Genomic DNA, 25,602 nt, shown 5'->3' with positions numbered 1-25,602 from the left:
AAGGGCCGGGTATGACCTCCACCTCCCTGACCAAACCCCAGGGCGCAGGACGTGCCGGGGACAAAGTCTTCTCAGGGGCCACCCTCGCAGCAGGCTGCCTGATCCTCGCTGTGCTGTTCGGCGTTGCGCTCTTCCTGGTCGTCCAGGCCATCCCGGCGTTCACCGCACCCGCCGCCGACATCCAGGGCGGCAACGGATTCTTCGCCTACATCTGGCCGATCGTCATCGGCACGCTCATCGCGGCCGTCATCGCCCTGGTCATCGCCACCCCGGTATCCATCGGCGTCGCGCTCTTCATCTCGCACTACGCCCCGCGCCGGCTGGCCTCCGGCCTCGGCTACGTGGTGGACCTTCTGGCCGCCATCCCCTCCGTCGTCTACGGCGCCTGGGGTGCGGCGTTCCTCGCCAAGGAAATCGCGCCCGCCTACGACTGGCTCGCCAAGAACCTCGGCTGGCTGCCCATCTTCCAGGGGCCGGCCTCCGCCACCGGCAAAACCATCCTGACCGCAGGCATCGTCCTGGCGGTTATGGTCCTGCCGATCATCACCTCGCTCTCACGCGAAATCTTCCTGCAGACCCCCAAGCTGCACGAGGAAGCCGCCCTCGCGCTCGGCGCCACCCGCTGGGAAATGATCCGAATGGCCGTACTGCCGTTCGGCCGCCCCGGAATCGTCAGCGCCGTGATGCTGGGCCTGGGCCGCGCCCTGGGCGAGACCATGGCCGTCGCCCTGGTCCTGTCCTCCGGTGCGCTGACCGCAAGCCTGATCCAGTCCGGCAACCAGACCATCGCCGCCGAAATCGCGCTGAACTTCCCCGAAGCCAGCGGCCTGAAGGTGAGCACGCTGATCGCCGCCGGCCTGGTGCTGTTCGTCATCACGCTCGGCGTGAACATGATTGCCCGGTGGATCATCACCCGGCACAAAGAATTCTCGGGAGCCAACTAGATGACCTCCACCCTGACTCCGGTCCGCAAACGCTCCGCCCTGACCAAGGGCCAGCTTCCCAAGGCCGCGCCCTACATTGTCCTGGCCCTCGCCCTGGTCATCGGCGCCGCCATCCTGGCACTGGTCGGCTTTAACGCCTTCGGCTGGGGCATCGTCTCAGCGCTGCTCTTCGCCGCCGGCCTCGTCGGCTGGAGCGCCGTCGTCGAAGGCTCCCGCAGGGCCAAGGACAAGCTGGCCACCTGCCTGGTGGTCGGCGCCTTCCTGATCGCCCTGCTCCCGCTGATCTCCGTGATCTGGACCGTGCTGGTCAAGGGCTTGCCCGGCCTGGTCGACCCCGGCTTCCTGGGCACGTCGATGAACGGCGTCACCGGCGCCTTCGACAACAAGGCCGCCGAAGAAGGCGCCCCGGTCCTGGGCGGCATCTACCACGCGCTGATCGGCACCGTGCAGATCACCCTGCTGGCCACGGTCATCTCCGTGCCGGTGGGCCTGCTGACCGCGATCTACCTGGTCGAATATGGTGAGGACCGAGCACTGGCCCGGGCCATCACCTTCTTCGTCGACGTGATGACCGGCATCCCCTCGATCGTGGCCGGCCTCTTCGCCGCAGCGTTCTTCTTCGTCGTCGTCGGCCCCGGCACCAAAACCGGCGCCGTCGCCGCCGTCGCGCTCTCCGTCCTCATGATCCCGGTGGTGGTCCGCTCCAGCGAGGAAATGCTCAAGATCGTCCTGAACGAACTGCGCGAGGCCGCCTACGCCCTCGGCGTCCGCAAGTGGCGGACCATCCTCAAGGTGGTCATCCCGACGGCGATCTCCGGTATCGCCTCCGGCGTCACCCTGGCGATTGCCCGTGTGATCGGCGAGACAGCTCCGATCCTGGTCACCGCCGGTTTCGCGACGTCCATCAACAACAACGTCTTTGGCGGCTGGATGGCCTCGCTGCCGACCTTTATCTACACCCAGATCCTCAACCCGACGTCGCCGTCCAACCCGGGTCCCTCCGACCAGCGCGCCTGGGGCGCGGCCCTGGTCCTCATTATCCTCGTGATGCTGCTCAACCTGGCCGCCCGCTTGGTCGCCCGCATCTTCGCCCCGAAGGCCGGCCGCTAGGCCACGGCCGGCACCCGGTCCCTATCTCCACAAGTGAAGGAACAGCATGTCTAAGCGCATCGACGTCAAAGACCTGAATGTCTACTACAGCAAATTCCTGGCCGTAGAAGACGTGAACATCAACATCGACGCCAAGTCCGTCACCGCCTTCATCGGCCCCTCGGGCTGCGGCAAGTCCACCTTCCTGCGCACCCTGAACCGGATGCACGAAGTCATCCCCGGCGCGAGGGTGGAGGGCGAAGTACTGCTCGACGGCGACAACCTCTACGGCCCCGGCGTGGACCCCGTGACGGTCCGCTCGCAGATCGGCATGGTCTTCCAGCGGCCCAACCCGTTCCCGACCATGTCCATCCGGGACAACGTCCTGGCCGGCGTGAAGCTGAACAACCAGAAGATCTCCAAGGGCGAGGCTGACTCCCTGGTGGAGCGGTCCCTGCGCGGCGCCAACCTCTGGAACGAGGTCAAGGACCGCCTGGCCAAGCCGGGCTCCGGCCTCTCCGGCGGGCAGCAGCAGCGCCTCTGCATCGCCCGCGCCATTGCTGTGGAGCCGCAGGTGATCCTGATGGACGAGCCCTGCTCCGCGCTGGACCCGATCTCCACGCTCGCCATTGAGGATCTCATCAACGAGCTCAAGGACGAATACACCGTGGTGATCGTGACCCACAACATGCAGCAGGCCGCCCGCGTCTCGGACAAGACCGCGTTCTTCAACATCGCCGGCACCGGCAAGCCCGGCAAGCTGATCGAGTACGGCGACACGCACACCATCTTCAGCAACCCCACCGTCAAAGCCACCGAGGATTACGTTTCCGGCCGCTTCGGATAAACCCCGCCCCGCCATCGACTGCTCCGCAGATGCCGTTTTGGTCCCCCAAAAGGGCACTTACGGAGCAACCGACGGGGTCCTGGAAGCCAGAGAGGTCCCTAGAACCCCGCGAGGGGTGAGAGGGCCAGTTCCAGGACGAAGGCCACCGCGGCCGTGAGCACCGGCGTGAGCCCCCAGAACGCGAGGATCCGGAGCACCAGCCGCCGGTTGGTGGCCGCGTATCCCTGGTTGGTCCCGGCCCCGAGCGCGGCCGAGGTGACCGTGTGGGTGGTGGAGATCGGCCAGTGCAGGCCGATCGCGCCCACCAGGAGGATGACGCTGCTGAAGAACTGCGCCACGAAGCCGTGCAGGGGGTCAACCCGGACCAGCCGGTAGCCGATGGTGTACGAGATCCGCCAGCCCCCGGCCAGGGTCCCTGCCGTCAGCATGCCCGCGGTCACCAGGGCCACCCAGACAGGCGTGGAGTCGCCCACGGGGAAGCCTGCGCCCAGCATTCCGAGGATCAGCACGGCGCTGGTGCGCTGGCCGTCCTGCAGTCCGTGGCCAAAGGCTACGGCGCCTGCGGCGATGGCCTGGGCGCGGCGGGACCGGCTGTTCACCACGCTCGGCGGGGTGTAGCGGGCCGCCCAGGTGGCCGGCCAGACCAGGAGGTAGGCTCCGGCGAAGGCGATGACGGGGGAGAGCAGCAGGGGCAGGACCACCTGGACGAGCAGCGACTGGTCCACCCCCAGCACCGAGTGTCCGCCCACGGCAACGCTGGCGACGCCGGCCCCGGCCAGGCCGCCCACCAGGGCGTGCGTGGACGAGGACGGGATGCCCCGCCACCAGGTGTAGATGCCCCACAGGACGGCGCTGAGCAGCCCGGCAATGAGGATGGTGAGGCCGTTCCCGCCCGGAGGGAGGACCACCCACGTCCGGCTGACCTCCAGCGCCAGGGCGGCGCTTAGCCCGGCGCCGATGAAGTTGAACAGCCCGGCCAGGAGCACGGCGACGGTGGGGGTCAGGGCCCGGGTCCGGACGGCAAGGGCAACCGAGGACGAGGCGTCGCGGAAGCCGTTCAGAAAGGCGAATGCCCCGGCGAAGAGAACCACCAGGGCAAAGAAGGCCACCGCCACTCTAGGATTCCTTGACGATGATGCTGCCAACCTGGGTGGCGATCCGGCGCATGTCCTTGGTGACCTCCACCAGCTGGTCAGCGATATCCCGGTTGCGGGCGTACTGGGCCGACTTCATGTCCTTGAGCATGTCCGCCACCCAGACCCGGTGGGTCCGCTCCGCGCGTTTGGTGAGCCGGAGGACTTCGATCCAGTAGTCCTCGAGGTCGTCCAGGTTGTTCAGCTGGCGCATGGCCTCGACGGTGAGCTCGGCCTGCCGGCTGATGATCTCCAGCTGGTCGGCCGCGCGCTTGGGCAACCGCTCGAGTTTGTAGAGGAATACGAGGTCCGCCGCAGCGTCCAGCTTCTCCATGGCCTCGTTGAGGTAGCGGGAGAGCGCGTACATGTCTTCGCGGGGGAGCGGGTTCAGGAAGCTGGTCCGCATGTGCGTCAGGAGGGCAAAGTGCAGCTCCGCCGACTTCGCCTCGTGATCGTGCATGTCCTCTACGAGGCGGGAGTGCTCCGTGGCGGGGGCGCCGAGGATCTCCGAGAGGGTCCCGGTGGCCACGGCGATCTGGTGGGCCATCTGGGACAGCAGGTTCAGCCCGGCGGGCTCCTGGGGGAAAAGGCGCAGCTTCACGTGGGGGTACCGGTCTCCGGACGACGCTTACACGGGTATGGACTGCCGGCCGTGGAACGTGACCCGCGCATGGGAAATACTTTACTGCCAGCAAATCGCACTACGGGAACCGCTTGCCCCGGGGGAGGGCATGAAAATGGTGCCGAACCGGATACGCCTCTCGGCGGTAGGCCGCTCTAGGCGGCTAAATGTTGAAGCCCGGGGGTTTCGCGGCTCGGCACCGCCTTTAGTTTTCTACGTCAGCGGGACCAAGTCAACATTGACAGCCGGGCTCCGTCGTGCGTCTTGACAGCCGATCCTGGGCGGGCGTAGAAGCGGGCGCAAAGCAGTGCGAAGCCGCGGAAAACGGCGCCGCGCCGGTGCGGCCGGGGACTAGTCCAGCTCGCCCAGGCGCCAGGCGTTGGCGGCGTGCTCAAGGTCCTCGGCGGTCTTGACCAGCAGGTGCGAATTGCGTGTGAGCTTGCTCGCGTGGTTCGCGTTGCTGTGCTCGGCGCCGTCCGCGAGCGTGGCCTGGCCCAGTGCCACCACCCGGCAGAAAGCGGCGGAGCGTTCCAGGGCCACATCGAATTCGCCGTCGAATGCGCCCGAGAGGATGGCGTCCGCCATCGACTTCATTTCATCGGCCCCCGGAGGTTCGGCGGCACCGGCCACCACATGGGCCACCTGGGCGGTGTCCTTGCCGGCCTTGAAGTAGACGGAGATCCGCTCGGGATCCCGGATGGTGGCGGCGCGCAGGGCGTAGAGCCGCCACAGGGCGCCCGGAAGGGACCGTGCCGGACTTTCCGCCCACATTTCGGCGATGGAATCGAGGCCTTGTTCGTCGGCCAGTTTGACCAGCCGCCGCGTCACCTTGGGATCGTCACTGTCCCGCCCGCGGCGGACGAGGGCCTGGGCCGCGAGGTGGGCCGCCTCTGAAACCCGGGCCGGATCGGCGCCGCCGGCGAACGGCTCGAAATCGATCGGCGCGAAGGGCTTGGGCTTGTGGTGGCGGTGCGGTCCCGGGCTGCTGGCTCCTGCTTGCTCGCTCATGGCCACCACGCTACTCCTGTGCATTCCGGGAATCGAGCATGCCCCTACCCCCGGGGCAAAGGACCGGGAGCGGACGACGACGGCGCGCGGCGCAGGGTGACAAAGCGAACGGATCTCTGGGGTACAGTGTTAACGTCCAGAAATGGACTGGGCCGGCGTGCCCGCCGACGGCAGGAATTCCCGCCGTCGGGGTTGCCGGCTGGGGCCTTTAGCTCAGCTGGTAGAGCATCGGACTTTTAATCCGTGGGTCGTGGGTTCGATCCCCACAGGGCCCACTCTTTTAGCGAAGAGTGGAAAAACCCCCGGCATCCTGGCGACAGGAAGCCGGGGGTTTTTTGCGTCCCGGGCCGGAAGGTGGCCGCGATGAAGTACGTCTGTCTAGTTATAAGTTCGGCTAGGATTATAGGATGACTTCGGACAGCGTTGCAGCCTCAGGGTACTGGTATGGGCCGGATGAGCGGCTCGACCCACCCACCGCCGTCCTCCAGGCGCTGCGCGGCTACCGGGCCGCCGAGGTTGCGACCCGGCGCTCCACCCGCGACTCCATGGGTATGGGCGAGACCGACCTGCTGGCCCTGCGCTACCTGTTGCGCGCCCAGTCGGCCGGGGAGCGGGTCGGCCCCAAGGATCTCAGCCGCACCCTGGGGATTACGACGGCGTCCACCACCTCCCTGATCGACCGGCTCGTCAGCAGCGGCCACGTGCGCCGCGAACCGCACCCCACCGACCGCCGCTCCCTGGTGATCGTCCCCACCTCGGCAACGGACTCCGAGGTTCGGGCCACACTGGGCGAAATGCACCGCAGGATGCTGGCTGTGGCCGAGGAGCTCACCCCGGACGAAAGCCGCATTGTGGTGGGCTTCCTCCGGCGGATGACGGAAGCCCTCGACGAGCACACAGCCAGCCACTGACCCTGCCGCAGGACGCTGACAAAATAGCTAGCCACCTTAACTAGTTAGTTGAGCTAGTTATATGTATGCTTACTACTTGTGTCAGATAATCGTTTGCGTGGAGGAGTCGTGACTGAGTTGTTGACGATCGACGGCGGTCCGGAAGCCGGTGCGGCCCCGTTCTCCGCGCCGCACTTCCCGGCAGAACCGCTCGCACCGGCCGCCGTTGGGCCCGCTAATCCGGCGGACAATGCGCCCAGCCACTGCGGGACGGCGATGGAATGGACGGAGCCGGCGCTGGTCGCCGCGTCCGCGTATTCGTTCGACGCCGGAACCGCTCAGCTGCCGCCCGTTTGGCGCTGCTCCTGCGGCTTCCAGCTCGACGGCGTCATCCACACGCCCCATGCGCTGGCAGCCCTTTCATGAGCATCCTCGCCGTCCCCGTCCCGGCTGAACTCCACCCCGTCCCGGTCCCCGTCGCGTCCGGAGCCGGGCTCGATGCCAAGGTCCTGCCGATGCCAGGCGCTCCGGCCGGCCGATTCCTGGTCCATGAACTCCTGGGCCGCGGCGCGACAGCCACCGTCTTCCGCGGCACGGACCTCAGCAGTAACCGCACGGTCGCCATCAAGGTGGCCGAAGGGCCCGCGGAGAAGCATGCCAACCGGATCCACGCTGAAGCGCGCATCCTGGCCTCCCTGGACCACCCCGCCGTCGTCGGCTTTGTTGCCGCCGGCACCGTGCCGGCGGGCGACCCATGGGCCGGCCGGCCGTTCCTGGTCGAGGAATTCGCCTACGGCGGCAGCCTCGCCGAACGGCTCCGTAATGGCCCCTCGGACCCGGCGGAGGTGGCCGGTTGGGCCGCCGCCGCGTTGTCCGGGCTGGTGCACGTCCACGCAAGGGGCATGGTCCACCGGGACATCAAACCTGCCAATATCCTGCTCAGTGCGCTCCGGAGGTGTTCGGTACGAATCGCCGACTTCGGGATCGCAACCCCGGCAGGCACGGCCCCGGAACCCGGCGACTCGTCAGGAACCGTGCATTACATGAGCCCGGAACAGGCGGCCGGAAAACCCGTCCACGCCGCCACGGATATCTACGCGCTGGGGCTGGTGCTGCTTGAGTGCCTCACCGGTGTAAAGGCCTACCCGGGGACGCCCGTGGAATCGCTGGTGGCGCGCACGCTGCGGGCTCCGGAGATCCCGGCCAGCCTGGGCTCCGGCTGGAAGTCCCTGCTGACTGCCATGACTGCCATGGACCCCGCCGGCCGGCCTGCCGCGGCGGCCGCGCTCAAGCTGGCCACCAGGCTTACCCGCCCGGGACCGTCCCTGCGACTTGTGGGCTGACCCAAAACCCGTCCGAAACAGCGGGGCCGGCATACGCAGACTGCGTATGCCGGCCCCGCTGTTTTCCCGCCTGTCCGGCTGGCGGTCCGGCCGGCTGGCCGGTGTGCCGCGGGAGAACGGCTCCCCGCTGCTGCAGCCCCTTGGATAGCATGGGCTCACGGACGTGGGCCCACGAGAATGGGCCCACTAAGACGGCGGCGGCTGCCGCGTCGAAGGGTGGTGAGGTCGGTGCCGGACGTGGTTCCGCAGGCGCAGTTGGTTCTGCGGCTGCGCGCTGCCGGCTGCGTCTTCGCCGAGGACGAGGCGGCCCTGCTGGCGGCGGCCGCGGCGACTCCCGGCGACCTTGAGGCGCTGGTCAGGCAGCGGGTGGCCGGACTGCCCCTGGAACATGTCCTGGGCTGGGCGGAGTTCTGTGGCCTCCGTATCGCTGTGGATCCGCAGGTTTTTGTACCCCGCCGCCGGACCGAGTATCTGGTCCGGCGGGCCGCCAGGGTGCTGGGTGGGCGCCGGGGGAGCGGGGCCCCGGTGGTGGTGGATCTCTGCTGCGGCTCCGGCGCCGTCGGGACGGCGCTCGCGGCTACGGCGGGGCCCCTGGAACTGCACGCGGCCGACGTCGACCCCGCCGCTGTTGCCTGCGCGCGGCGGAATGTCCTTCCGCTGGGCGGTGAGGTCCACGAGGGTGACCTATACGGTGCCCTGCCGGGCCGCCTCCGCGGCCGGGTGGAGCTCCTGGCGGTGAATGCGCCTTACGTTCCCTCGGGGATGATCGGGGCCATGCCGCCCGAGGCGCGCCTGCACGAACCTCGGGCTTCCCTGGATGGCGGCCCCGACGGCCTGGACTTGCAGCGGCGGGTCGCGGAAGGGGCGCCCGAATGGCTGGCCCCCGGCGGCCACCTCCTGGTCGAGACCAGCCGCCGCCAGGCGCCGCTAACGCTGGAAATATTTGCCGCCTGCGGGCTCACGGGCCGCGCCTACAGTTCCCGGCGGAGGGACGCGACGGTGGTGGCGGGATCCGCGGGATAGCACGCCAAAGCCCCGGCCCGGGGTGGTGGCGGGATCCGCGGGATAGCACGCCAAAGCCCCGGCCCGGACGGTGCTGCCCGGGCCGGGGCTCTCGGCGAAACCTTTAGTGCTTGCCTGGCTCCGCGGGCGTGTCGGACCCGGAGTCGTCGGCCTTGAGGTCGCCGGCGGCTTGGACGCCGCCGGAGCTGCCCAAGTTAGGCGTTCCCGGGTGGGTGCTGTGAGCCGGGATCGCGCTGCCCGAGCCGGTTGCCGGTGTGGCGTTCCCGTCGTCTGCGGACGAATCGTCGCGGTGGACGGCGGAGCTGATCACCGTGCCGGCGCGGCGGGCGGCCTCGGTGAGCTGGCCGGAAACCTCGGGGGCCTTCTCCTTGACTGCTTCCGTGGCGGCGGCCACCTTGTCCTGGACTGGTTTGCTTTCCCACAGGCCTGCGGCCCGGGCCTTGAGTTTTTCGTAGGCCGCCCGCCCCGAACGGGATCCGAGGACGAACCCAGCCGCGAGGCCGGTACCGAAAAGAAGTCTGGCTTTCATGCTGTACTCCTGCTCCTGATGCTCTTGAGATCGGTGCTTTTGCTGCTTTTGGAACCGTGCCAAGTACCAAAAAACCGGCCCCAGGAATTAATCCCGGGACCGGTTTTCCGGTCTCACCGCTTTAGCGGTGCGAACGCCTGGTGATCATGCCGTAAACAACAAGCACGATCAGCGCGCCGACGATTGCGAGGATCCACGTGTAAAGATCGAAGAACCCGCCCAGCGGGCGATTGAAAATCAGGCCGCCGAGCCAGCCGCCCAAGAAAGCGCCTACTACACCGAGGACCAGCGTGATGAGCCATCCACCACCCTGACGACCCGGCAGGATAGCCTTAGCGATTGCTCCGGCAATAAGACCCAGAATTAGAAATGCGAAAAAACCCATTTTATTGGCCCTTCTCTTTCATTGAGGAGACACCCGGGTTGCCGGGTGCGCTTCATCCTTCTGAGTAAATACTAATCATGCTTACTATCAAAACGCCACTCGGAACGGGGAAAAATCCGCAAAACCCCGCTATTCACAGGAAATTTTGGCTGCTGACACCTCCCGGCCGGGTCCGGAGGCCGACGTCGGAGGGCTGCGTTGGTCGGCCGGCGCAGCTCACCAGGCGTAATCCTCCGGGGCGGTCCGGTGCCCCGGGAAAATGGCATCGAGCCGCTCCAGGGCGCCGGCGTCGAGTTCCAGCGCCAGCGACCCGAGGGCGGCATCCAGCTGCTCCCGGGTGCGCGGGCCGATCACCGGCGCCGTGACTGCCGGCTGGTGCAGCAGCCATGCCAGGGCCAGCTCGCCGGGCCCGCAGCCGAGCCCGTCCGCGAAGTCCTCGTAGCGGCGGATCTGGTTCCGGTGTTTGCCGAGGGCCTCAACGGCGCGGCCCTGGGCCCGGCGGACGCCTTCTTGTTCCTTCTTGAGGACCCCGCCCAGCAGGCCGCCGTGCAGCGGGGACCATGGCAGGAGCCCGAGGCCGTAATGCTGCGCGGCGGGTATCACCTCGAGCTCGGCGTTGCGGGTGAGCAGGTTGTAGATGGACTGCTCGCTGACCAGGCCGTTGGAGTGCCGCCGCGCCGCGGCTTCCTGGGCCTGCGCCAGGTGCCAGCCGGCGAAGTTGCTGCTGCCGGAGTACACAATCTTGCCCTGCTGCACTGCGACGTCGACTGCCTGCCAGATCTCCTCCCAGGGCGTGGTCCGGTCCACGTGGTGGAACTGGTAGAGGTCGATGTGGTCCGTCTGGAGCCGGCGAAGGCTGGCGTCGAGGGCGTGGCGGATGTGCAGGGCCGAGAGCCGGGATTCGTTGGGCCGGTCCGCCATGGTGCCGAAAACCTTGGTGGCCAGTACGGTCCGCTCCCGCCGGCCGCCGCCCCGGGCGAACCAGCGGCCCAGGATCTCCTCGGTCCAGCCGCGGCGCTTGGACCCGCCGTAGACGTTGGCGGTGTCGACGAAGTTGATTCCGGCATCCAGCGCGGCGTCCAGGATCGCGTGTGCGTCCTGCTCCGCGGTCTGCGGACCGAAATTCATGGTGCCCAAACAGAGGCGCGAAACCTTCAGGCCGGACCGGCCCAGCTGGGTGTACTGCATCCCGGCCCTCCCGGACCTTAGCGCTCCAGACGGAACCCGAGCTTGATGGTGACCTGCCAGTCGGCCACCTGCCCGTTGTCCAGGTGCCCGCGGATTTCCTTGATCTCGAACCAGTCCAGGTTGCGGAGTGTCTTAGCGGCCTCGGCGATGCCGTTGCGCACCGCGTCATCGACGCCCTCGGTTGAGGTCCCGACAATTTCAGAAATGCTGTAGGTGTGGTTAGACAACGTGGCTCCTCGTGATCGTCATTGGTCTGGGTCTCCGCCCCGTGGCCGGGCCGTTCCTGCAGACTAGCTGACGCGGCGCGGCCGGACTAGGGTCGTGCGGTGCTGGCGGGGGAACCAAAAACCGGCCCGGGCTCGGGGCGTTTGGCGGCCGGCGGAGCCTCGCCGTCGCGGGGCCGGACCCGCCGGATCATCCAGGGAAAGAGATAGTGCGTGGCCCAGGCGAGGTCCCCGGCCCGCGTCTCGCGCCAAGTGCCGGCGGGTAGCGGTTTGGGCTGCAGGGGCTTGAGGCTGTGGGGCACCTGCAGCGAGTCAAGGACCATTCCGGCGATGGTGTGGTGGCCGAGGGGGGAGAAGTGCAGGCGGTCCGGATCCCACATCTGCGGATCGCTCAACTGCCGGAGGGACCAGAGATCGGCGATCACGCCGTGGTGGCGGGCGGCGATGGTCCGGATGTTCTCGTTGAAGACGGCCACTTTGCCCCGGATGTGGCCGAAGACCGGAGTGTCCCCCCAGTCCGGCCCGGTGAACAGGACCACGGTAGCGCCGGTGGACGCCAGCGCCGCCACCGCAGCGTCCAGGCTCACGGCGAGCCGATCGGGATCCCGCCGGTGGAAGACGAGGTCGTTGCCGCCGGCTGAGAGGGTGACGAGGTCCGGTTTCAGGGCGATCGCCGGTGCCAGTTGCTGGTCGATGATCTGCTGCAGGACAAGGCCGTTGACCGCCAGGTTGGCGTAGGAGAAGTCGCGCCGCACGGTGCTGAATTCTTCGGCGATCCGGTCCGCCCAGCCCCGCATCCCGCCCGGGCTCTGCGGCTCGGGATCGCCGAGGCCGGCGGTGAACGAGTCTCCCAGGGCGACGTAGCGTTTCCAGGGGCCCGGGTGGGCGCCGGAGGCGCCTTTTCGAGCCATCACCGGATTCCCGAAGCTGGCCGCGTTCACGTCCCCAGCATGACACCCGCGGGCTTGTTACTACTAGGTACTTAGGGCCCGAAAAGCGGTGATCCCGCGGCCAAGCGGGCCCTTGGAGGACTCCATGATATACCCGCCCGGGTATGCCGGATACCAAGGGGGGTATATCATGGAATGAATCCACTCAACGTCCGGAGGCACCCATGGAACTCGATCCCGCCGACATGAAGCCGGTTATCAACCGGTTGCGCCGCGCCCAGGGACAGCTCGCGGCGGTCACGCGCATGATCGAAGAGGGCCGCGACTGCAAGAGCGTCGTGACCCAACTGGCCGCCGTCTCCAGCGCCCTGGACAAGGCCGGTTTCTCGATTATCGCGACCGGCCTGCAACAGTGCATGCAACAGGAAGACCCCAGCCTGGACCGCGCCGAGCTGGAAAAGCTCTTCCTCTCGCTCGCCTGAGCCCGTACGGGATCTGCTGATCCCGGCCCCTTGTGTTCCCCCGGGCAAGGCAGAAAATGGAGGGAGAGCGGCCGGTTGATCCGGCGGCAACCGCGCCCCACGGGCAAGGAGGGCCATGCAGCAGCCCGCAGGCACCCCGGCCACGGCCGGCCGGGAGCGGGACCCGGTCCTGGACCTGGTCCGGTTCTTCTGCCTTGCGCTGGTGGTCGCCGGGCACACCTTGATGGTCAGCCCTGTGCTGCATCCCGACGGCACCGTGACCTCGGCCAACACCCTGGGGGAGCAGCCCTGGTTCGAGCCGGTCGTCTGGGTGCTGCAGGTGATGCCGCTGTTTTTCGTGGCCGGCGGCGTGACGGGCCTGTATTCCTGGCGGCGGCTGCGCGCCCGCGGGGGCAGCGCCCTCGAGTTCGTCCAGGGCCGCCTGCTCAGGCTGATCCGCCCGGCCGCTGTGCTGCTGGCGGCCATGTTCACGGCCCTCTGGGCGGCGCGGCTCAGCGGCGTGGACCCGCAGGTGATCCAACTGCTCGCCGCCGGCGCGGGTATGCCGCTGTGGTTCCTGGCCGCCTACCTCGCCGCACAACTGAACCTGCCCTGGCTCTCGGCACTCCACGCCCGGGCGCCGTGGCTGACCCTGGCCGCCCTCGTTTCCCTGGTGGTGGCCGTGGACTGCCTCCGCGCAGCCCTGCCCGGGCTGGCCTACGCCAACATGGTGTTCCTCTGGTGCGCCGTGCAGCAACTGGGCGTTGTGGTCGCCGACGGCTCGCTCCAGGGGCTGGCGACGTCGCGGTTGGTCGCCCTTGCGGTGGGAAGCAACCTGGTCCTCGCCGTCCTGGTCTTACTGCGGCTCTACCCCGGAAACATGCTGGTGAACCTCAACCCGCCCAACCTGACGCTGTTCCTTCTCGGCGTCTCACAGGCCGCCTGCCTGCAACTGGCGCGGCCGCTGATCACCCGGGTCGGGACGCTGGACGCGGTCCGGATGGTCCTTGCCCGGGCGGGACGGCGCTCCATGACCGTCTACCTGTGGCACCTGCCGTTGCTCGCCGGTATGTCGGGCCTGTTCCTGCTCACGGACCTTCGGCAGCCGGCCGGCGGAACGGCGGCCTGGTGGTGGACCCGGCCGCTGGCGCTGGCCGCCGTTATCAGTTTGCTGCTGCCGGTGGTGGTGCTGTTCGGGCGGCTCGAGGAACTTCCGACGTCGGACCACGTCCGGGCCCGGCCGGCAGCGGCCGTGGTGACTGCCGCCGTCGTCGTCTTCATTCCGGTGGCCGACGCGGCACTGAACGGCCTCACGCTGGGGCTCCTTGGCGGCGGCGCGGCATGCTTCGCCCTGGCAGCCCTGCTGCTGGGCCGCATCCCGGACCGGACAGCGCACGGAGCGGGCGCTTCCGACGCCGGACGGCCATTGCCACACCCGCCTTTAAGTGCCAATCTCGAACCATGACGGAGAACTCGGCAGAAACGCAAGACACGTTCAGTCCGGACGTCACCACCACCCGAAATGATGCCCTGCACCGCTATGAGCTGCATGTGGGCGGGGAGCTCGCGGTCCAGGTGCGCTACATCGACAGGCCGGGACACGTGGACTTCATCCACACCGAGACGGCCGAGAAATTTGCGGGCCAGGGCCTGGCGAGGGTGCTGGCGCACTTCGCCCTGGACGACGTTGTTGCGTCCGGGAAGCGGATCATCCCGCACTGCCCCTACATCTACCGGTACCTGCGCCACCACGATGCCTACGAGCAGTGCATTGACTGGCCCGAGCAGGCGCCCGCCGGGGCATAGCTTGTGACCGGAGCGACAACCTCGTAGTGTTGGGGTTGAGTTATGCAGCTGGCTCATGGACGTATCATTGGAGAACCCCGTGAACCACAAACTGCGTGTGCTTGTCCGTGTGGATGTTGATCCCGGACAAGTGACCCTCGAAGTCACCGGATGCCTGACCCAGGCAAGCTACCCCGCCCTGCTGCACATTGTTCGCCGTGCCAGCCGCCTGGCCGCCGGAGCGGACGTCTGCATCGATCTGCATGGCGCCTCCCACCTTGACCCCGAAATCCTGCTGTACCTCCGGCAGCTCGCCGCCGCCCAGGATCCCGTGCCCGGCGGTGACCCCGTGGCCGCGGCCGTCGGGATTGCGCCGAGCGGCGCCGAATCTTTCCGCCTGAGCCTCAACGAGCCGGCCGACCTGCCGATCTGCCTGCTGCATGTGGGCTCCGGCGGCGAGGTCCTGGCGGGCCTGGACAGCGACATCGGCGGGACCGTGCACGGCCAGCTCCCGACCGAGGTGAACGGCCTTGATGGCGTCGAGCAGGGGCCCGCGGATGCCCTTCCGGCCGCGGCCTCCGGCCTCATCGACGGCCTGGAGCTCTCCGACTACTTCGAGGGGACGCTGGACCCGGCTGCCACTGTGGCGGCGCTGTCCGATACGGCCCTCGGGCAGCTCGCCGACGCCCTCTACCAGCACCTGGACACCCCGAGCCCCAGCTTCGGCGCGCATACCTGGTATGAACTTGCCACCGAAGAGCTGCAGCAGCGCTACCGGACGGCCGATGCGGACGGCTCCGTCGACCCGGACGGCTCCGTCGGGTCCGCCGAGCCCGTCGCGGCCTTCGAAGCCGTCGTCGAGGCCGCACCCGAAGGCCCGGCTGAAGGCGAACTCGCGGCGGGACCGGCACTGGCCTGACACCCCGGAGGCGCGGGGCTAGGCTGTGGCCATGAACACACCAGCTCCGAGCCCGTCCGCCACGGCAACCACCGCCCTGATCACCGGCGCGACGGCGGGGTTGGGGGCCGAGTTTGCCCGCCAGCTCGCCGAGCAGGGACACAACGTGGTCCTTGTGGCCCGCGACGCCGCCCGGCTGCAGGCCAGCGCCGCCGAGCTGGAGAACCGCTACGGGATCCGGGCGGAGGCGCTCGCCGCCGACCTGGTGGACGACGGCGGCGTGGCCGCTGTCGTCGCCCGGTTGAGCGATCCGGCACGTCCGGTCGAAATCCTCGTCAACAACGCCGGCATGGGCCTGCTGCGTTCCTTTGCCGATAACGACGTGAGCGAGGAGAAGCGGCACCTCCGGCTGCACGTCGAGACAGCCCTGGAGCTGACCCACGCCGCCTTGCAGGGGATGCTGCAGCGTCAGTCGGGCCGCGTCATCAACGTCGCCAGCGTGGCCGCGTTCCTGCCGCGCGAAACATACTCGGCCGCCAAGGCGTGGCTGCTGAGCTTCAGCCGCTGGGCCAATCTGGCCTACGCCGGGCACGGGGTCAAAGTCACGGCCGTCTGCCCCGGCTTCACGCACACCGAATTCCACGACCGGATGGGTATGGACAAGACCGTGGCCCCGTCCTGGATGTGGCTGCAGGCAGAACAGGTGGTCCGCGAGGGCCTCGCCGATAACGACAAGGGCAAAGCCGTCTCCATTCCGAGCAAACGCTACAAGGTGCTCGTCGCGGCGACCCGCCTCCTGCCGGCCCGGCTGGTCGCCGGCCCCCCGCGGCGGGCGAAGTAGGCCAGCGGGGCTCCCAACGCCAAAAGGCCCGCCCGCGCGCTTCCCAGGGGAAAGCGTACGGACGGACCTTTGTGGGCGGGGCTCGGACTACACGTTCGGGACCGGCAGGCCGGAAATTAGGCCGGCGCCGGGACCCTTCCGGCGTCGCCGTTGTGTCCCTCAGGCGTGCTGAGCGGCATGTCCATGTGCTCCAGGTCGATCAGCGGGTTCTCGTCCTGGGTCTTGACCAGTTCGCGGGCCTCCGCCTGCGTGTCCACGCTGGGCATCGAGCCCGGCAGCGGCATCTGGGCCGATTCCTTCAGGAAGTAGATCGCCACAGTGCCGATCGCCGAGGTGGCCATCAGGTAGTAGGCCGGCATCATGTCGTTGCCGGTCGCGTTGATCAGCGCGGCGACGATGAACGGGGTGGTGCCGCCGAAGATCGCCACGGAGAAGTTGTACGCAATACCCATCGCGCCGTAACGGCTGGCGGTCGGGAACTGGGCCGGCAGGGCCGAGGCCAGGTTTGCGACGTAGAACGTCACCGGGAAGGCGATCAGGGCGAGGCCGGCCAGGGTGGACCAGATTTCGCCGATGCCGATCAGCAGGAAGGCGGGGGTGGCCAGCACGATGGTGCTGATGGCGCCGATCCACAGCACGGGGCGGCGGCCGATCCGGTCCGAGAGCTTACCGGTCAGCGGAATGCACAGGCTCATGATGACCAGCACGGGGATGGTCAGCAGGGTGCCGTGGACCTCGTCGTAGCCCTTGGACTCGGTGAGGTAGGTCGGCATGTAGGAGGTCAGGGCGTAACCGGCAGTGTTGGCTGCGGCCACCAGGATCATCGCGACGATGATGGAGCGCCAGTAGGCCTTGACGATGCCGACCGGGCCCTTGGAGGCTGCGGCGTCGGACGCGGTGGCGTCCTTGGCGAGGCTTTCCTGGGCGTCCAGGGTGGCTTGGAACTGCGGCGATTCCTCGATCTTGCTACGGAAGTAGACGGCGATCAGGCCGAGCGGGCCGGCGAGGAGGAACGGAATCCTCCAGCCCCACTGCTCCATGGTGTCCTGGCCGAGGGTCAGCTGCAGGACCGACACCAGGGCGGCGCCGAGGGCGAAGCCGAGGTAGCTGCCCATGTCCAGGAAGCTGGCGAAGAATCCGCGGCGCTTGTCCGGGGCGTATTCGCTCACGAACGTGGTGGCACCGGCGTACTCGCCGCCGGTGGAGAAGCCCTGGATGAGCTTGAAGAGAACCAGCAGGACGGCGGCCCAGATACCGATCTGGGCGTAGCCGGGCAGGAGACCGACGGCGAAGGTGCTGGCGGCCATGATCATCAGGGTCGCGGCGAGGACCTTCTGCCGGCCGATCTTGTCGCCGAGCCAGCCGAACACAACGCCGCCGAGGGGGCGGGCAATGAAGGTGGCGGCGAAGGTGCCGAGAAGGAAGAGGGTCTGGACGGACTTGTCCGCCTCCGGCAGGAATACCGGGCCCATGGTGGTGATCAGGTAACCGAACACACCGACGTCGTACCACTCCATGGTGTTACCGACGATGGTGCCGCCGAGTGCCTTTTTGAGCATCGGGCGGTCGACGACGTTGACGTCGGACTCGCGGAGCCGACGTCGGCGCAGCTTCGGTTTCTTGACGCCCTGTGGTGCGCCTTGGTTAGTCCCGCCGGCGTTAACAACGCCTGCGGAAGAGTCGGTCCTGCTTCGGTCTGTGGGCATTTGGAAAGCTCCTAGGGAGATCATTTGCTTGCGACTTGTAGCTGCCCCGCTCCGGGCAGGCTCTCAATTTTACGGGATTCCTCTGGAGTTTCCGATTTTGGTGCCGTATGATCCTCCGTTTTCGGGGCTCCGGAGGGTGCTATTCGGGGCACGCCAATGGCCGATTTATCCGCGTGGTTCTTGGGAAGTAGGCAGTTCGCTTAGTTTCCCCGCAAATTTTTTCCGGCGCGGCCAGTTTTTGGTCCGGTTTGGGCCCGTTTGTGCCCCTCCGCGGTCCCCTACCAGCCCGGTTTTGGGGCCGTGCGGGCGCCGCTTCAGTTCTCCAGGGCAGGCCGGGCCAGGCGCATCTCGGGCAGAGCCGACCACTCGGCCGGCAACAGTTTCCGTCCGCCGTCGGGCCGGAACCCGTGCTTGGCGTAAAACGCCCGCGCCCGGGGGTTGTCCTCGAGCACCCACAGGTACGCAGGGGAGGTGCCGATGGCGGCTGCCAGCAGGGCAGAGCCGAGCCCGGAGCCGTAGGTCCGGCGGAAAGTGTAGAAGGAGTACAGCTCCAGTTGCCCGGGCCGGTCTTCGTCCCGGCCGGGGCCGGCGTCGGCGAACCCAACAATCTCGTCGTTCTCATCCAGGGCGATGATGCGCGGCTCTGCGCTGGCCAGGTAGGGGCGGCGGCGTTCCACCCGGAGGTCGATGGTGGCCCGGCGGTCCTCGAAGAAGCGGGCCGGCAGCTGGTGCCCGTAGCACTCCTCGTGCACGGCGGTGTGCATCCGGACCAGGGCGTCGGCGTCATCGGGGGTGGCCTGGCGGGTCCTGTATTCCATGCCCCTAGCCTAGAGACATCTCACGGGCGCAGACCTACGATTGGGGGACGCTTCATTTCATCGCAGAAAGGAAGGCCCATGGCGGATCATCACTCGAAAGAGATCGAGCCGGACGTAGCCAGTCATCTTGCGGAATCCATGGACGAGGCACCCGGGCCCGAGTCCAGGCGCCCGGAGCCGCCGTCGGCGGCTGACGGCCACGAATGGCCGGACGGCAGCGGCAAGCACCGCCATCCGAAGGACCGGGACGTTTCCCGCGGGCAGCAGGGCCAGCAGGTGGCCGACGCGGCCATGCACCGGCAAAGCCGGCCGCAGATCCCGCACCACAACTAGGCAGAGCCCGCACCACAACTAGGACGCGAGGGCCCGTCACGGCGGGCCCTCAGTCGTGTTCGGCGGCGGCTTCCTCAACAACCACGTCCTCCGGCGCCTTGTCGAGGCGCCAGCCGCGCCAGACCGGGTGCCGAAGCTTCCCACCGCCGGTCCAGTCGCCGAAGGTGACCTCTCCGACCAGCCGGGCCGACACCCAGCGGGCGTCCGCGGCGTCTTCCGCGGGAACCTCGGCGAAGGGTGAGGTCTTACGCGGGATCGCGTCCAGTTGCTGCCGCAGTTCCTTGAGTTCACGGGTGCTGAAGCCGCTGCCCACCCGGCCCACGTAGCGCAGCGACTTGCCCTCGGGCACGCCCAGCAGCAGCGACCCGACCGAATTGCTGCGGCCGCCGTTGCCTGGCCGCCAGCCGCCCACCACCACCTCCTGGGTCTTTTCAAACTTCAGTTTCAACCAGGACCGGCTCCGCTGCCCGACGTAGCGGCCATCGACGCGCTTGGCCATCACGCCTTCCAGGCCGAGTTCCTCGGCGCTTTCCAGCAGGTGCCCGACGTCGGCGTCGATCACCGCGGACAGCTCCACCGGGAAGGCCCGGACTCCGCCGTCCCCGGAACCGCCGACGCCGGTATGGAAAGCCTCGAGGTGTGTCCGCCGGTCCCGGAGGGGGAGGCGGCGGAGGTCCTTGCCGCCGTCGGTCAGCAGGTCGAACAGCATCAGGCGCACCGGTGTTGCGGCCCGGGCTTTGGCGACGTCGGCGGCCTTGGTCAGCTTCATCCGGCCTTGAAGCAGTCCGAAGTCCGGTCTGCCGGCGGGCCCGACGGCGATGATCTCGCCGTCGGCGGCGAAGTCCTGCGGCGGCCAGCAGGAACGGTCCGTGAGTTCCGGGTAGCTGGCGGTCATGTCGTTGCCGTTGCGGCTGATCAGCCGGATCCGCTCCGCATCGCCCAGGACCAGCGCCCGGATGCCGTCCCACTTCAGTTCAAACTGCCAGTCCTTGCCGGGCAGGTCGGCGCGGATTCCGGCGCTGGCCAGCATCGGTGCCAGCCCGGCGGGGTCCGGTGCGGCGCTCGCCGGCTGGGCATGGGCCGTCGTTGACTGCGGGCGGGCCGGGGCCGGGTGCTGGTCGTGCCCGGGGGCGTCCATGAGATGGATGAGCCATTGGTCGTTGGCCTGGCCGGTGTGGATCAGGGCGAAACGCCGGGTGCCGCCCAGCGGGCCGTCCTCCCGGCCGGTGAGGGTGGCGATGACCTCTTTGCCGGCGATCCATTTCTCGCACTCGTAGTACCCGCTGTCCCAGATGCTGACCGTGCCCGCGCCGTATTGGCCCTTCGGGATGGTCCCCTCGAAGGCGGCGTAGTCCATCGGGTGGTCCTCGGTCTGGACGGCCAGGTGGTTCTTGGCTTTGGTGGTGGGGACCCCCTTGGGCAGCGCCCAGGAGACCAGTACGCCGTCGCGCTCCAGCCGGAAGTCGAAGTGCAGGCGGCTGGCGTGGTGTTCCTGGATAACGAAGCTCTCCCGCAACGTCCCGCCGTCGCCGTTGCCGCGGTGCTGCTCTGCCGTGAACGGTTCCGGGGTGGCGGATGCGTTCCGCTTGGCGCGGTACGTTTCCAGGCGGGGGTCGGTGTCACCGCCGCCGGAGTCGCCGGGGGTGCCGGCGGGGATGCCCGGGTGGCCGCCGGCCGCCGTCGGGGAGGTCGGGGAAGGGCCGTGCGGGGCGCCCGAGATGGCTGCGAAGGGGTCCTTGCCGGCCTTGAGCCGCTTCATCACCTCCTGGTAGTCGAGGTGGTGCAGGGACGGTGAGCGGAGCTCCCGCCAGGTCCGGGGCGCGGCGACCGTGGGCCGGAGCCTGCCGCGCAGCGAGTACGGCACGATGGTGGTTTTCGCCGCGTTGTTCTGGCTCCAGTCGACCAGCACCTTTCCGGTGCGCAGGGTCTTCTTCATGTCGCTCACGGCTAGGTCCGGGTGGTCCGCTTCCAGGGCGCGGGCGAGCTCGTGGGCGAAGTCCGAGACCTGATCCGAGCTCTGGGTCCCGTCCAGCGCGGCGTAGAGGTGGATGCCCTTGCTGCCGCTGGTGACGGGGACCGGATCCAGGCCGACGTCCTGCAGGATGCTCCGGGCCAGGACGGCCACTTCCACGCATTCCGCCAGGCCGGCGCCGTCGCCGGGATCCAGGTCCAGCACCAGCCGGTCCGGCGGCATGGCGTTGCCGTGCGAATCCACCCGCCATTGCGGAACATGGATTTCCAGCGCCGCGATCTGGGCGAGCCAGGTGAGCGTGGCGGCGTCGTTGACCAGCGGGTACTGGATGGTCCGCTCCTTGTGCGTGATGGAGCCGCGCGGCACCCACCCCGGCGCGGAGTGATCCAGATTCTTCTGGAAGAACATCTCGCCCGGTGCCGCCGCGGTTCCAACGCCGTGGACCCAGCGCTTCCGGGTAGCCGGCCGGTTTGCCGCGGCCGGAATCAGCACCGGCGCCACGGCGGCGTAGTATGCGAGCACATCGGCCTTGGTGGTTCCGGTCTCCGGATACATCACCTTGTCCAGGTTGGTGAGGACCAGTTCCCTGCCTTCGACCCGTACGCGCTGCTTGCCCTCAGCCAAAAGACTTCACCTCCGGGCGGCTCTGGTGTTCACTTGAGCCATGAGAGCCATCTGGAAAGGCGCCATCGCGTTCGGCCTGGTCAACGTGCCGGTGAAGGTCTACAGCGCCACCGAGGACCATGACATCAGCCTCCATCAGGTTCACAACGCCGACGGCGGGCGGATCCGTTACCAGCGGCGCTGCGAGGTCTGCAGCAAGATCATTGACTACGAGGACATCGACAAGGCCTACGAGGACGAAGGCCGGACCGTGATCCTCAGCCGCGAGGAGCTCAAATCGATCCCCGCGGAGAACAGCCACGAGATCGAGGTGGTGCAGTTCGTGCCGGCCGAGCAGCTGGACCCCATGACCTTCGAAAAGAGCTACTACCTCGAGCCGGACGCGAAGTCGCCCAAGGCCTACGTGCTGCTGCGCCGGGCGCTGGAGGACACCGACCGGGTGGCGATCGTGCAGTTCGCGCTCCGGGAGAAGACCCGGCTGGGCGCGCTGCGGATCCGCGGCGATGTCCTGGTGCTGCAGGGCCTGCTCTGGGCCGACGAGGTGCGTGAGGCGAACTTCCCGGCGCTGGAAACCAGCGTGCGGATCTCGGCCCAGGAACGGGAGATGTCCGCAGCGCTGGTGGACTCGATGGCCGCCGACTTCGAGCCCGAGCAGTTCACCGACGACTACCAGCTGCAGCTGCGGCAGCTGATCGACGCCAAGATCGACCAGGGCGAATCGCTGGACACCGAGGAGACCTTCGGCGCACCGGCCGCGGAGGCCGGATCCGGCGAGGTGATCGACCTGATGGACGCGCTGAAGCGCAGCATCGAGCGGAAGCGGGGTGCGGCGGGCGCCGGCACCCGGACTGCCGACGACGCCGACGGCGGCGCTGCTGACGCTGCGGACGACGGCGGGGCGAAGGCTGCGCCGGCTAAAGCGACCCGGGCCAAGGCTGCCCCGCGGGCCGCCGTGAAGGCCACGGCGAAGGCTGCCCCGAAGGAAGCGGGAGCCAAGCCGGCCACCAAGACCGCCGCCGCCAAGAGCGGCACGGCCAGGAGCAGCGCCACCAAGACCAGCACGGCCAAGGCGGGCGCCGCAGCCAAGAGCAGCACCGCCAAGGGGGAGGCGCGCAAGGGGGCTTGAACCCGGGTCCGCCCGCGGCCGCGCCGTCATCGGCTCAGGAGTTCCGCAGGGCGGAGATGAGGTCGCTCTTGTTCTTGGCCGAGTAGCCTTTGAGCCCGATCTCCTTGGCCTTGTCCCGCAGCTGCGGGACCGTCCAGTCCTCGTAGTCGCCTGACTTCCCGCCCTTGCGGCCGACCGATGAACGGCCACGTTTAGCGGCGGCATTGGAAATGCGGGCCGCCTTCTGCTTCGATGCGCCGTCCTTCAGCAGGGCTTCGTAGACTTCCGGGTCCTTGATGCTCGGGCTTTCAGAACCCTGGGGCTCACCCTTCTTCGTGGGCATTGCTGTCATCTCCTTCGGCCGGGGACCATCTGGACGGCCGGCGGACGGTGCCGCCGCGCGTTTCCAAACTAGCCGGGCCACCGGGTACTGACAAGCAACGCAAAAGCCCGGCCATCCCTCGTCGGGGGTGGCCGGGCCTTCGTGCACCGTTAGGTGTCCGGGCGCTGGCGCCGGACGGTGCTGCTATTCGGCGTCGTGGTCCGTCTCGAGAATCTGGACGAGGCGGTCCAGGGCGGCGTCCGCGCCGTCGCCCTCGGCACGCAACACCACAACTTCGCCGTGCGATGCGCCCAGGCTCATCAGGGACAGGATGCTGGCGGCGTCCATGGCCTCATCTTCCGGCTCGCCGAGCCGGGCGATGGTGATGTCGAGATCGAACTCGCCTGCAGCCTCGGCAAAGATGGCGGCCGGGCGGGCGTGCAGCCCCACGCGGCTGGCAATGGTGGCGTTACGTTCGGTCATTGTTGCTCCTTGGGTTCAGCTTGGGATTATCAGCTTGGGAAGGTCTGTCGCGGACCGGCTCAGACGGTTACTGGAACCGGTTCAACCGTATCAACGGTCTTCTTGACTGCCCAGCGCTTGAGGGCGATCACGGACAGGGCGGTGATCACAGTGCCCACCGCGATCGAGACGACGAACATCAGGAAGTTATCGATCGCGAAGAAGACGAAGATGCCGCCGTGCGGGGCCTTGGATCCGACCCCCGCGGCCATCGAGATGGCCCCGGTGACGGCGCCGCCCACCATGCTGGCCGGGATAACGCGCAGCGGGTCGGCCGCGGCGAACGGGATGGCGCCTTCGGAGATGAACGATGCCCCGAGCAGCCAGGCCGCCTTGCCGTTTTCCTGTTCGGCGAGGCTGAAGAGCTTCTTGTTCAGGACGGTGGAGGCGAGGGCCATGGCCAGCGGCGGCACCATGCCGGAGGCCATAACGGCCGCCATGATCTGCCACGGTGCCTGGTTGTCCAGGGACGCTGCGCCCAGGCCGGCGACGGCGAAGGAGTAGGCGACCTTGTTGACGGGTCCGCCGAGGTCGAAGCACATCATGAGGCCCAGGATCACGCCGAGGGCGATCGCGCCGGCGCCGGTGAGGCCGGACAGCCAGGCGTTCAGGCCCTTGGTGATGGCGACGATCGGGCCGCCAAGGATCAGGAACATCAGGCCCGAGGCCACGAGCGAGGCGAGCAGCGGGATGATGACGACAGGCATCAGGCCACGCAGCCAGCGGGGGACCTGCAGGCGGCCGATCACGAGGGCGATGTAACCGGCGAGCAGGCCGCCGACGATGCCGCCGAGGAAGCCGGCGCCCATGAACCCTGCGACCGCACCGGCGACGAAGCCGGGAGCAATGCCGGGACGGTCAGCGATCGCGTAGGCGATGTAGCCGGCCAGTGCCGGCACCAGGAAGCCCAGGGACAGTGCGCCGATCTTGAACAGCACGGCGCCGAGGTAGGCGCCGAGCGGTCCCCACGCGTTGTCCGGGAACTCGGTGGGGAGGTTGAAGAGGCTGTTCTGGACAACGATCGTGTCCGCGTACTTCGTGATCAGGTAGCCGCCCATCAGGAAGCCGAGGGCGATCAGCAGACCGCCGCCGGCGACGAACGGGATCATGTAGCTGACGCCGGTGAGCAGGGCTTTCTTCAGCTTCTGGCCGATGTGCTCGCCCTTTTCCTCGGCCTCATGCTCGGCCTGTTCCTCCGCGCCGAAGTGCGGGACGCGGCGGGCGTGCGGGTTGTCCGCGGCGGCGAGGGCCTCCTGGACCATCTTGTCGGGCTCGTCGATGCCGCGCTTGACCGGGGCGTTGATGACGGGCTTGCCGGCGAAGCGCTCCTTGCCGCGGACGTCGACGTCGACGGCGAAGATCACGGCGTCGGCAGCGGCGATGACGGCGGGGTCGAGTGCCTTGGCCCCGGAGGACCCCTGGGTTTCGACCTGCAGGTCCACGCCGGCTTCCCGGGCCGCGGCCACCAGCGAGTCGGCGGCCATGTAGGTGTGCGCGATGCCGGTGGGGCAGGCCGTGACGGCGACCAGGCGCTTGGCACGCGGAGCAGTGCCGGAGGCGGCGGCCGTGCCGGAGGCCCCGGCGGTGGCTGCTGCACCGGCGGCGGGTGCGGCGTCGGCCGGGACATCGGCGGCGTGGCTGGCCGGCTTGTCCGCCAGGGCGCCCTCGACCAGTTCCACCACCTCGGCCTGCGTGCCGGCGGCGCGCAGGGCGCCGGTGAAGTCCTTCTTGATCAGCGAACGGGCCAGCTTGGAGAGGAGCTTCAGGTGCTCCTGGTCCGCGCCTTCCGGGGCCGCGATGAAGAAGACGAGGTCGGCGGGGCCGTCCTTGGCGCCGAAATCAACGGGCCGGGACAGCCGGGCCATGGCCAGCGTGGCCTCGGAGACCGCCGTCGAACGGCAGTGCGGGATTGCGATGCCGCCGGGCACGCCGGTGGCGGTCTTGGACTCGCGGGCGAAGGCGTCGGCAAAAAGCCCCTCGACTTCGGTGGCGCGTCCGGTGGCCGCAACTCTGCCTGCCAGGTGCCGGATCACGTCCTCGGGCGTATTGCCCAGATTCTGGTCGAGCTCGACCAGTTCGGTAGTAATGAGCTGGGTCACT

At 68.3% G+C, this 25,602-nt stretch carries 28 protein-coding genes and 1 tRNA gene; 15 read left to right on the top strand and 14 right to left on the bottom strand.

The window, feature by feature from the left end:
- The first annotated feature begins 11 nt into the window (after window positions 1-11).
- From pstC to pstB, 3 genes are read left to right on the top strand one after another with little or no spacing between them, the layout of a single operon-like run.
- Window positions 12-944 (top strand): phosphate ABC transporter permease subunit PstC, encoded by a 933-nt coding sequence (pstC, locus tag AC1DBE_RS08085; protein ID WP_476877850.1) that lies wholly within the window; start codon window positions 12-14, stop codon window positions 942-944.
- Complete coding sequence (gene pstA / locus AC1DBE_RS08080) at window positions 945-2,054, top strand: phosphate ABC transporter permease PstA (RefSeq protein ID WP_476970195.1); 1,110 nt, start codon at window positions 945-947, stop codon at window positions 2,052-2,054.
- Between the two features lie 46 nt (window positions 2,055-2,100).
- Window positions 2,101-2,880, top strand: coding sequence for a phosphate ABC transporter ATP-binding protein PstB (gene pstB, locus AC1DBE_RS08075; protein WP_476970194.1), 780 nt, complete (start codon window positions 2,101-2,103; stop codon window positions 2,878-2,880).
- 98 nt (window positions 2,881-2,978) lie between these two features.
- Here the strand turns inward: pstB and AC1DBE_RS08070 are convergent, their stop codons facing one another.
- The 3 genes from AC1DBE_RS08070 to AC1DBE_RS08060 all read right to left on the bottom strand — a co-directional run bounded on the left by AC1DBE_RS08070 (window position 2,979) and on the right by AC1DBE_RS08060 (window position 5,643).
- The gene (locus AC1DBE_RS08070; RefSeq protein WP_476970193.1) at window positions 2,979-3,995 is read right to left on the bottom strand and encodes an inorganic phosphate transporter; all 1,017 of its coding nucleotides are present in this window, start codon (window positions 3,993-3,995) and stop codon (window positions 2,979-2,981) included.
- 1 nt (window position 3,996) lies between these two features.
- Window positions 3,997-4,614 (bottom strand): DUF47 domain-containing protein, encoded by a 618-nt coding sequence (locus AC1DBE_RS08065; RefSeq protein ID WP_476877846.1) that lies wholly within the window; start codon window positions 4,612-4,614, stop codon window positions 3,997-3,999.
- A gap of 372 nt (window positions 4,615-4,986) precedes the next feature.
- Window positions 4,987-5,643, bottom strand: a complete 657-nt coding sequence (locus AC1DBE_RS08060) for a hypothetical protein (protein WP_476970192.1) — start codon at window positions 5,641-5,643, stop codon at window positions 4,987-4,989.
- A gap of 202 nt (window positions 5,644-5,845) precedes the next feature.
- On the opposite strand from AC1DBE_RS08060, the gene AC1DBE_RS08055 reads away from it, so the two are divergent.
- From AC1DBE_RS08055 to AC1DBE_RS08035, 5 genes are all read left to right on the top strand, one after another.
- Window positions 5,846-5,918: transfer RNA gene (locus AC1DBE_RS08055), tRNA-Lys, on the top strand.
- Between the two features lie 132 nt (window positions 5,919-6,050).
- The gene (locus AC1DBE_RS08050) at window positions 6,051-6,554 is read left to right on the top strand and encodes a MarR family winged helix-turn-helix transcriptional regulator (RefSeq protein WP_476877844.1); all 504 of its coding nucleotides are present in this window, start codon (window positions 6,051-6,053) and stop codon (window positions 6,552-6,554) included.
- A 108-nt stretch (window positions 6,555-6,662) separates the two neighbouring features.
- Window positions 6,663-6,959, top strand: coding sequence for a hypothetical protein (locus AC1DBE_RS08045; protein WP_476970191.1), 297 nt, complete (start codon window positions 6,663-6,665; stop codon window positions 6,957-6,959).
- On the top strand, window positions 6,956-7,876 hold the full coding sequence (locus AC1DBE_RS08040; RefSeq protein WP_476970190.1) for a serine/threonine-protein kinase: 921 nt from the start codon (window positions 6,956-6,958) through the stop codon (window positions 7,874-7,876). Before AC1DBE_RS08045 ends, AC1DBE_RS08040 begins: the two co-directional genes overlap by 4 nt.
- A 219-nt stretch (window positions 7,877-8,095) precedes the next feature.
- The gene (locus AC1DBE_RS08035; RefSeq protein ID WP_476970223.1) at window positions 8,096-8,899 is read left to right on the top strand and encodes a putative protein N(5)-glutamine methyltransferase; all 804 of its coding nucleotides are present in this window, start codon (window positions 8,096-8,098) and stop codon (window positions 8,897-8,899) included.
- A 103-nt stretch (window positions 8,900-9,002) separates the two neighbouring features.
- Here AC1DBE_RS08035 and AC1DBE_RS08030 read toward each other — a convergent pair whose 3' ends face one another.
- The 5 genes from AC1DBE_RS08030 to AC1DBE_RS08010 form a co-directional block, all read right to left on the bottom strand.
- Entirely contained in the window at window positions 9,003-9,428 is a 426-nt protein-coding gene (locus tag AC1DBE_RS08030) for a YtxH domain-containing protein (protein ID WP_476970189.1), read from the bottom strand.
- A gap of 121 nt (window positions 9,429-9,549) precedes the next feature.
- A complete protein-coding gene (locus AC1DBE_RS08025) occupies window positions 9,550-9,813 on the bottom strand; it encodes a GlsB/YeaQ/YmgE family stress response membrane protein (protein WP_476970188.1) in 264 nt (87 codons plus the stop codon).
- 216 nt (window positions 9,814-10,029) lie between these two features.
- Window positions 10,030-11,001 (bottom strand): aldo/keto reductase, encoded by a 972-nt coding sequence (locus AC1DBE_RS08020; RefSeq protein ID WP_476970187.1) that lies wholly within the window; start codon window positions 10,999-11,001, stop codon window positions 10,030-10,032.
- A gap of 17 nt (window positions 11,002-11,018) precedes the next feature.
- Entirely contained in the window at window positions 11,019-11,228 is a 210-nt protein-coding gene (locus tag AC1DBE_RS08015; RefSeq protein ID WP_476970186.1) for a dodecin, read from the bottom strand.
- 86 nt (window positions 11,229-11,314) lie between these two features.
- The gene (locus AC1DBE_RS08010) at window positions 11,315-12,136 is read right to left on the bottom strand and encodes an SGNH/GDSL hydrolase family protein (protein ID WP_476970222.1); all 822 of its coding nucleotides are present in this window, start codon (window positions 12,134-12,136) and stop codon (window positions 11,315-11,317) included.
- Window positions 12,137-12,339: 203 nt separating this feature from the next.
- Here AC1DBE_RS08010 and AC1DBE_RS08005 point away from each other — a divergent pair, with 203 nt between their 5' ends.
- From AC1DBE_RS08005 to AC1DBE_RS07985, 5 genes are all read left to right on the top strand, one after another.
- The gene (locus AC1DBE_RS08005) at window positions 12,340-12,597 is read left to right on the top strand and encodes a metal-sensitive transcriptional regulator (RefSeq protein ID WP_069950339.1); all 258 of its coding nucleotides are present in this window, start codon (window positions 12,340-12,342) and stop codon (window positions 12,595-12,597) included.
- A 115-nt stretch (window positions 12,598-12,712) separates the two neighbouring features.
- The gene (locus AC1DBE_RS08000) at window positions 12,713-14,041 is read left to right on the top strand and encodes an acyltransferase family protein (RefSeq protein WP_476970185.1); all 1,329 of its coding nucleotides are present in this window, start codon (window positions 12,713-12,715) and stop codon (window positions 14,039-14,041) included.
- Entirely contained in the window at window positions 14,038-14,382 is a 345-nt protein-coding gene (locus tag AC1DBE_RS07995; protein WP_476880043.1) for a GNAT family N-acetyltransferase, read from the top strand. Before AC1DBE_RS08000 ends, AC1DBE_RS07995 begins: the two co-directional genes overlap by 4 nt.
- Window positions 14,383-14,437: 55 nt before the next feature.
- Entirely contained in the window at window positions 14,438-15,280 is an 843-nt protein-coding gene (locus AC1DBE_RS07990; protein WP_476970184.1) for a hypothetical protein, read from the top strand.
- Between the two features lie 31 nt (window positions 15,281-15,311).
- The gene (locus tag AC1DBE_RS07985; protein ID WP_476880045.1) at window positions 15,312-16,100 is read left to right on the top strand and encodes an SDR family NAD(P)-dependent oxidoreductase; all 789 of its coding nucleotides are present in this window, start codon (window positions 15,312-15,314) and stop codon (window positions 16,098-16,100) included.
- Window positions 16,101-16,216: 116 nt separating this feature from the next.
- Here the strand turns inward: AC1DBE_RS07985 and AC1DBE_RS07980 are convergent, their stop codons facing one another.
- Both AC1DBE_RS07980 and AC1DBE_RS07975 read right to left on the bottom strand, forming a co-directional pair.
- On the bottom strand, window positions 16,217-17,806 hold the full coding sequence (locus AC1DBE_RS07980) for an MFS transporter (RefSeq protein WP_476903509.1): 1,590 nt from the start codon (window positions 17,804-17,806) through the stop codon (window positions 16,217-16,219).
- Between the two features lie 314 nt (window positions 17,807-18,120).
- Entirely contained in the window at window positions 18,121-18,624 is a 504-nt protein-coding gene (locus tag AC1DBE_RS07975) for an N-acetyltransferase family protein (protein WP_476970183.1), read from the bottom strand.
- A 78-nt stretch (window positions 18,625-18,702) separates the two neighbouring features.
- Between AC1DBE_RS07975 and AC1DBE_RS07970 the strand changes: the two genes are divergently transcribed.
- On the top strand, window positions 18,703-18,957 hold the full coding sequence (locus tag AC1DBE_RS07970) for a hypothetical protein (protein WP_476970182.1): 255 nt from the start codon (window positions 18,703-18,705) through the stop codon (window positions 18,955-18,957).
- A 49-nt stretch (window positions 18,958-19,006) separates the two neighbouring features.
- Here the strand turns inward: AC1DBE_RS07970 and AC1DBE_RS07965 are convergent, their stop codons facing one another.
- Window positions 19,007-21,553 carry an ATP-dependent DNA ligase gene (locus AC1DBE_RS07965; RefSeq protein WP_476970181.1) on the bottom strand — a complete coding sequence of 849 codons (2,547 nt, stop codon included), beginning with the start codon at window positions 21,551-21,553 and terminating at the stop codon, window positions 19,007-19,009.
- Between the two features lie 40 nt (window positions 21,554-21,593).
- On the opposite strand from AC1DBE_RS07965, the gene ku reads away from it, so the two are divergent.
- Entirely contained in the window at window positions 21,594-22,679 is a 1,086-nt protein-coding gene (ku, locus tag AC1DBE_RS07960) for a non-homologous end joining protein Ku (protein ID WP_476970180.1), read from the top strand.
- A gap of 34 nt (window positions 22,680-22,713) precedes the next feature.
- Here ku and AC1DBE_RS07955 read toward each other — a convergent pair whose 3' ends face one another.
- The 3 genes from AC1DBE_RS07955 to AC1DBE_RS07945 form a co-directional block, all read right to left on the bottom strand.
- Entirely contained in the window at window positions 22,714-23,001 is a 288-nt protein-coding gene (locus AC1DBE_RS07955) for a DUF7218 family protein (protein ID WP_476970179.1), read from the bottom strand.
- A gap of 183 nt (window positions 23,002-23,184) precedes the next feature.
- Window positions 23,185-23,463: an HPr family phosphocarrier protein gene (locus tag AC1DBE_RS07950; RefSeq protein WP_441402245.1), complete on the bottom strand. Its 279-nt coding sequence runs from the start codon at window positions 23,461-23,463 to the stop codon at window positions 23,185-23,187.
- Window positions 23,464-23,522: 59 nt separating this feature from the next.
- Complete coding sequence (locus tag AC1DBE_RS07945) at window positions 23,523-25,601, bottom strand: PTS fructose transporter subunit IIABC (protein ID WP_476878177.1); 2,079 nt, start codon at window positions 25,599-25,601, stop codon at window positions 23,523-23,525.
- Window position 25,602 lies beyond the last annotated feature (1 nt).

It is taken from the genome of Arthrobacter sp. 10T416, assembly GCF_056394165.1.
Note: the sequence above shows the minus strand (reverse complement) of the source record. Positions and strands in the feature narration are given on the sequence as shown.

Coding starts and splice junctions, on each gene's coding strand:
- AC1DBE_RS08010 (WP_476970222.1), bottom strand. CDS start 12,136: ATGGCTCGAAAAGGCGCCTCCGGCGCCCACCCGGGCCCCTGGAAACGC.
- AC1DBE_RS07955 (WP_476970179.1), bottom strand. CDS start 23,001: ATGCCCACGAAGAAGGGTGAGCCCCAGGGTTCTGAAAGCCCGAGCATC.
- AC1DBE_RS07980 (WP_476903509.1), bottom strand. CDS start 17,806: ATGCCCACAGACCGAAGCAGGACCGACTCTTCCGCAGGCGTTGTTAAC.
- AC1DBE_RS07970 (WP_476970182.1), top strand. CDS start 18,703: ATGGCGGATCATCACTCGAAAGAGATCGAGCCGGACGTAGCCAGTCAT.
- pstA (WP_476970195.1), top strand. CDS start 945: ATGACCTCCACCCTGACTCCGGTCCGCAAACGCTCCGCCCTGACCAAG.
- AC1DBE_RS08050 (WP_476877844.1), top strand. CDS start 6,051: ATGACTTCGGACAGCGTTGCAGCCTCAGGGTACTGGTATGGGCCGGAT.
- AC1DBE_RS07950 (WP_441402245.1), bottom strand. CDS start 23,463: ATGACCGAACGTAACGCCACCATTGCCAGCCGCGTGGGGCTGCACGCC.
- AC1DBE_RS08030 (WP_476970189.1), bottom strand. CDS start 9,428: ATGAAAGCCAGACTTCTTTTCGGTACCGGCCTCGCGGCTGGGTTCGTC.
- pstB (WP_476970194.1), top strand. CDS start 2,101: ATGTCTAAGCGCATCGACGTCAAAGACCTGAATGTCTACTACAGCAAA.
- ku (WP_476970180.1), top strand. CDS start 21,594: ATGAGAGCCATCTGGAAAGGCGCCATCGCGTTCGGCCTGGTCAACGTG.
- AC1DBE_RS07975 (WP_476970183.1), bottom strand. CDS start 18,624: ATGGAATACAGGACCCGCCAGGCCACCCCCGATGACGCCGACGCCCTG.
- AC1DBE_RS07995 (WP_476880043.1), top strand. CDS start 14,038: ATGACGGAGAACTCGGCAGAAACGCAAGACACGTTCAGTCCGGACGTC.
- AC1DBE_RS08005 (WP_069950339.1), top strand. CDS start 12,340: ATGGAACTCGATCCCGCCGACATGAAGCCGGTTATCAACCGGTTGCGC.
- AC1DBE_RS08040 (WP_476970190.1), top strand. CDS start 6,956: ATGAGCATCCTCGCCGTCCCCGTCCCGGCTGAACTCCACCCCGTCCCG.
- AC1DBE_RS08000 (WP_476970185.1), top strand. CDS start 12,713: ATGCAGCAGCCCGCAGGCACCCCGGCCACGGCCGGCCGGGAGCGGGAC.
- AC1DBE_RS08025 (WP_476970188.1), bottom strand. CDS start 9,813: ATGGGTTTTTTCGCATTTCTAATTCTGGGTCTTATTGCCGGAGCAATC.
- AC1DBE_RS07985 (WP_476880045.1), top strand. CDS start 15,312: ATGAACACACCAGCTCCGAGCCCGTCCGCCACGGCAACCACCGCCCTG.
- AC1DBE_RS08060 (WP_476970192.1), bottom strand. CDS start 5,643: ATGAGCGAGCAAGCAGGAGCCAGCAGCCCGGGACCGCACCGCCACCAC.
- AC1DBE_RS07990 (WP_476970184.1), top strand. CDS start 14,438: ATGGACGTATCATTGGAGAACCCCGTGAACCACAAACTGCGTGTGCTT.
- AC1DBE_RS08020 (WP_476970187.1), bottom strand. CDS start 11,001: ATGCAGTACACCCAGCTGGGCCGGTCCGGCCTGAAGGTTTCGCGCCTC.
- pstC (WP_476877850.1), top strand. CDS start 12: ATGACCTCCACCTCCCTGACCAAACCCCAGGGCGCAGGACGTGCCGGG.